The organism is Achromobacter maghribensis (assembly GCF_057334215.1).
This window is the reverse complement of sequence record NZ_JBHFII010000022.1, coordinates 15,021-19,197: the sequence shown is the minus strand read 5'-3', so window position 1 is coordinate 19,197 and position 4,177 is coordinate 15,021. Positions and strand designations below refer to the sequence as shown.

The window sequence follows — 4,177 nt, the reverse complement described above, 5'->3', positions numbered from 1 at the left end:
CCCCCCCCCCCCCCCCACGCCACCCTGCTTTGGGCGCGCGACGCCGCGCAGGCCGCCAGCATGGCCGCCACGCACGAGAACGCGCGCTACCTGCCTGGCATCCCCCTGCCCCAGGCCCTGAATGTCACCTCCGATCTCGACGCCGCGCTGCGCAGCCTGCAAGACGAGGGCGCGCGCCGCCTGATCGTGCTGGGCGTGCCCGTGGCCGGGCTGACCGCCATCTGCGGCGAACTGTCGCGCCGGCTGCCCGTCTTGGGATTGCAGGACACCCCTATCGTCTGGACGTGCAAGGGCTTTGAAGCCGACACGGCCAGGCTGCCCCACGAAATCGTGCGCCAGGCGCTGCCCGGCGCCGTCGGCGGCGTGCTGTCCGGGCCCTCGTTCGCGCGCGAAGTCGCCCAGGGCCTGCCGGTGGCGCTGACGGTTGCCAGCACCAACGCCGCCTTGCGTGATGCCACCACCGCCGCCTTCCATGGCGCGGCGCTGCGCGTCTACGCCAGCGCGGACGTCGTGGGCGTGGAAGTGGGCGGCGCCTTGAAGAACGTGATCGCGGTCGCCTGCGGCATCGGCGACGGACTGGCGCTGGGCACCAATGCCCGCGCCGCGCTGATCACCCGCGGCCTGGCCGAAATGACGCGTTTTGGCGTGGCGCTGGGCGCCCGCGCCGAGACCTTCGCCGGATTGACCGGCCTGGGCGACCTGGTCCTGACCGCCACGGGCGACCTGTCGCGCAACCGCCGCGTGGGTCTGGAGATCGGCGCCGGCCGCAAGCTCGCCGACATCCTGGCCAGCGGCATCACGGCCGAAGGCGTGCGCTGCGCGCGCGCCGCGCTGGACCGCGCCCGCGCCATCAATGTCGAATTGCCCATCACCGAAGCCGTCTGCGCCGTGCTGTTCGACGGCGTGGCGCCCATGACCGCGGTTTCCGCCTTGCTGGCGCGCGACGCGCGCGACGAAAGCGCGGACGCGGGCGCCCCGCTGGACCCGTCGCTGGGCGGCCATCTGTGACCCCACCCTAACAACAAGACACCGCACCGATTCCGAGGAGACATCCTTCATGACGCAAACCCGCACATTCGGGGTAGGCCCGCTTCTGCGCGCCCTGTGCCTCAGCCTGGCCGCCGTGCTGCCGGCCGCCGCCCATGCCGACTGGCCCGATCGCCCCATCCACATGGTCGTACCCTTCCCGCCCGGATCGTCGCCCGACATCCTGGCCCGGACGATCTCGGAGCCGCTGTCGCAGGCGCTGGGCCAGCCCATCGTCATCGACAACAAGCCGGGCGCGGGCGGCAACATCGGCACGCGCGTCGTGTCGCAGGCCAAGCCCGACGGCTACACGCTGCTCTATACGATCAACGGGCCGCTGGTCACGGCGCCCACGCTGTACAAGAAGACGCTGGGCTACGACCCGCTGGCCGATCTGGCCCCGGTCACGCTGGTGGGCACCAGCCCCAACGTGCTGGTCGTGCCGGGCAGCCTGAAGGTCGATAACGTCCAGGATTTCGTCAAACTGGTCAAAGGCCGCGGCAATTCGCTGAACTACGGTTCGGTCGGCGCCGGCAGCTCGGCCCATCTGGCGATGGAGATGTTCAAGGAAAGCGCGGGCGTGGACCTGGCGCACATCCCGTATTCCGGATTCCCGCAGGTCATCACGGCGATCATCGGCGGCGACGTGCAGGCCGGCTTCATGGTGCCCGCCATCGCCGTGCCCCAGGCCCGCGACGGCAAGGTCAAGCTGCTGGCGGTGACCAGCCTGCAACCCAGCGAGGCGCTGCCGGGCATCCCGACGATGGCGTCGCAGGGCTACCCTGACTTTGAAGCCATTTCGTGGAACGCCGTGCTGGCGCCCGCCGGCACGCCGACGCCGGTCATCGAACGGCTGAACAGCGAACTGGCCCGCATCATCGACAGCGAGGCCGTGCGCAAGCAGCTGGCCTTGCAGTACTTCACGCCCGCCGCGTCCACCCCGGAAGCCCTGACCGCCCGCATCAAGAGCGAAAAGGCGCGCTGGGACCAGGTGATCGACAAGCTGAAGCTGTCGCTGGATTAAGCGTCCTACACGCCGCCTTCGAAGCCTTGCTGACGCCAGGCTTCGAACACGGTCACCGCGACGGCATTCGACAGGTTCAGGCTGCGCTGGCCAGCGCGCATCGGCAGCCGCAGGCGCTGCTGGGGCGCGAACATCGCTTGATGCTCGGCCGACAGCCCTGCCGTTTCGCGGCCGAACACAAACACGTCACCCGGTTTGAAACCGATATCCGCCACGCTGCGCTGCGCCTGCGTGGTCAGCGCGTAGATGCTCGACGCGTCGGCGCCGGTATCGTCCAACGCCTCTTGCAGCGTGTCGTGCACGCGCACGGGCTGCCACTCGTGATAGTCCAGGCCGGCGCGGCGCATGCGCGCGTCGTCCAGTTCAAAACCCAAAGGGCGCACCAGGTGCAGCTGGGCGCCGGTATTGGCGCACAGCCGGATGGCGTTGCCGGTATTGGGGGGAATCTCGGGGCAGACCAGGATGACGTGGAACATGGCGAATAAGGAACAAGGACGGCGTGCGGCGCCAGAGTGGCCGCACGGGTGAATTGTCGCCGATTTGCCGCTGCGGCGCGCTGGCCCGGGTCCTGCCTCGGCCCCAGCCCGGATCAGGGCGTGCGGGCCGCGACCAGGATGGTCACGCTGGCCGCGCCGGCCGCCAGCAGGGCGCTAGCGGCGGCCTGGACGGTGCTGCCCGTGGTCATGACGTCGTCCACCACCGCCACATGACGGCCGCGCACCCGGGACGAGCCCAGGAACAGAGCCGTCGCGCCTTGCTGGCGGGCGCGTCGCCCCAACGCCGTCTGGCGAGGCGTTTCCCGACGCCGCCGCAGCGCCCCGCGCGCCAGGGGCAGCGCCAGCTCGGCGGCTAAACTCCGCGCGATTTCACCGGCGGGGTTCATGCCGCGCAGACGCAGCGAGGCGCGACTGGCGGGCACCGGCACCAGCAGGCTGCCCGCCGGCAATCCGCCGTGGCGCCGGACCGCGGCGGCCATCAGCCGGGCCAGCACCGGCGCCATGCTCAGGCGCAGCCGGGTCTTGAGCATCTGAATCAGGGCATCGGCGGGCGGTACGTAATCGAACGCGGCGATGGTCCGCCCGTAGGCCCGCGATGCCCCGAGGCATGCGGGGCAAGCCGACGCGGTAGCCGGCAGGCGCAGCGCGCAGCCGGGGCACCGGGGCCGCCCGCCCGGCAAGGCAGTGATGTCGGCTTCGCAGCCGCCGCACAGCCGCGCGCCCGCCACCCGCGCGCCGCATAACGGGCAATCGCAGCCCACCCGGGACCACAGCCGCCGCCCCATGCCCTGTAGGGGGAATCGGGCCCGGCCGCCCGGATGCGCAATAATGTGTGCCATCCCTCATGAAATCATGTTCCGCCCCGCGGCGAAGACGCGGGCGCGACCGAAATGTCCCTGCCAGAATCCGCACCGCTTCCCTCCCTTCCCCTCGTCAGCGCCGACGTGCCCCGGCAGTTCGCGCGCCGCGGCGACTTGTCCGACGCGCAATTCCTCTATGGGGAAGTGGCCCGCCGCATGCTCGGCCGCCTGCAATACATCCGCGTGCAGCCTCAGGCGATGCTGGACGCGGGTTGTGGCGCGGGCGACAACCTGCCCCTGCTGCGCGAGCGCTATCCGGACGCCGCCTATACCGGGCTGGACAACTGCGAACCGTTGTTGGACCGGGCGCGCAAGCGCCATGCGCCCGCCGGTCTGGGCGCCTGGATCGGCAAGCTGGCCCGCCGCGGCCCGGCGGCCCCCGCTTTCGTCAACGCCGACCTGGCCGATACCGGCCTGCCCCCCGAATCGCTGGAACTGGTGTGGTCGAACCTGGCCATGCACTGGCACCGCGCCCCGCACGCGGTGCTGGCGGAATGGCGCCGCATCCTGAAAGTGGGCGGGCTGGCGATGTTCTCCTGTCTGGGCCCCGCCACCCTGCGTGAACTGCGCCAGGCGCTGGCCGACGCCGGCCTCGCGACCGCCACGCCGTCCTTCGTGGACATGCATGATTTCGGCGACCTGCTGGTGGAAAACGGCTTTGCCGATCCGGTCATGGACCAGGAACTGCTGACCCTGACCTACCGTAGCCCTGAAAAGCTGCTGCAGGACGTGCGCGCGCTGGGCGGAAACCCTGCCGAGGGGCGCCCCGG

At 70.9% G+C, this 4,177-nt stretch carries 5 protein-coding genes; 3 read left to right on the top strand and 2 right to left on the bottom strand.

Annotated features, from left to right (window positions below):
• Both ACE039_RS09415 and ACE039_RS09410 read left to right on the top strand, forming a co-directional pair.
• On the top strand, positions 1-1,008 hold a 1,008-nt coding region (locus ACE039_RS09415; RefSeq protein WP_485822210.1), incomplete at its 5' end, for an NAD(P)H-dependent glycerol-3-phosphate dehydrogenase.
• A 49-nt stretch (positions 1,009-1,057) separates the two neighbouring features.
• Positions 1,058-2,050, top strand: coding sequence for a Bug family tripartite tricarboxylate transporter substrate binding protein (locus ACE039_RS09410; RefSeq protein ID WP_485822209.1), 993 nt, complete (start codon positions 1,058-1,060; stop codon positions 2,048-2,050).
• Positions 2,051-2,055: 5 nt separating this feature from the next.
• Here the strand turns inward: ACE039_RS09410 and ACE039_RS09405 are convergent, their stop codons facing one another.
• Positions 2,056-2,526 (bottom strand): tRNA (cytidine(34)-2'-O)-methyltransferase, encoded by a 471-nt coding sequence (locus ACE039_RS09405; protein WP_088588732.1) that lies wholly within the window; start codon positions 2,524-2,526, stop codon positions 2,056-2,058.
• Between the two features lie 113 nt (positions 2,527-2,639).
• Positions 2,640-3,386, bottom strand: coding sequence for a ComFC family protein (locus ACE039_RS09400; protein WP_485822208.1), 747 nt, complete (start codon positions 3,384-3,386; stop codon positions 2,640-2,642).
• A gap of 51 nt (positions 3,387-3,437) precedes the next feature.
• Between ACE039_RS09400 and ACE039_RS09395 the strand changes: the two genes are divergently transcribed.
• Positions 3,438-4,177: methyltransferase domain-containing protein (locus ACE039_RS09395; protein ID WP_485822207.1), on the top strand; the 740-nt coding region annotated here is incomplete at its 3' end.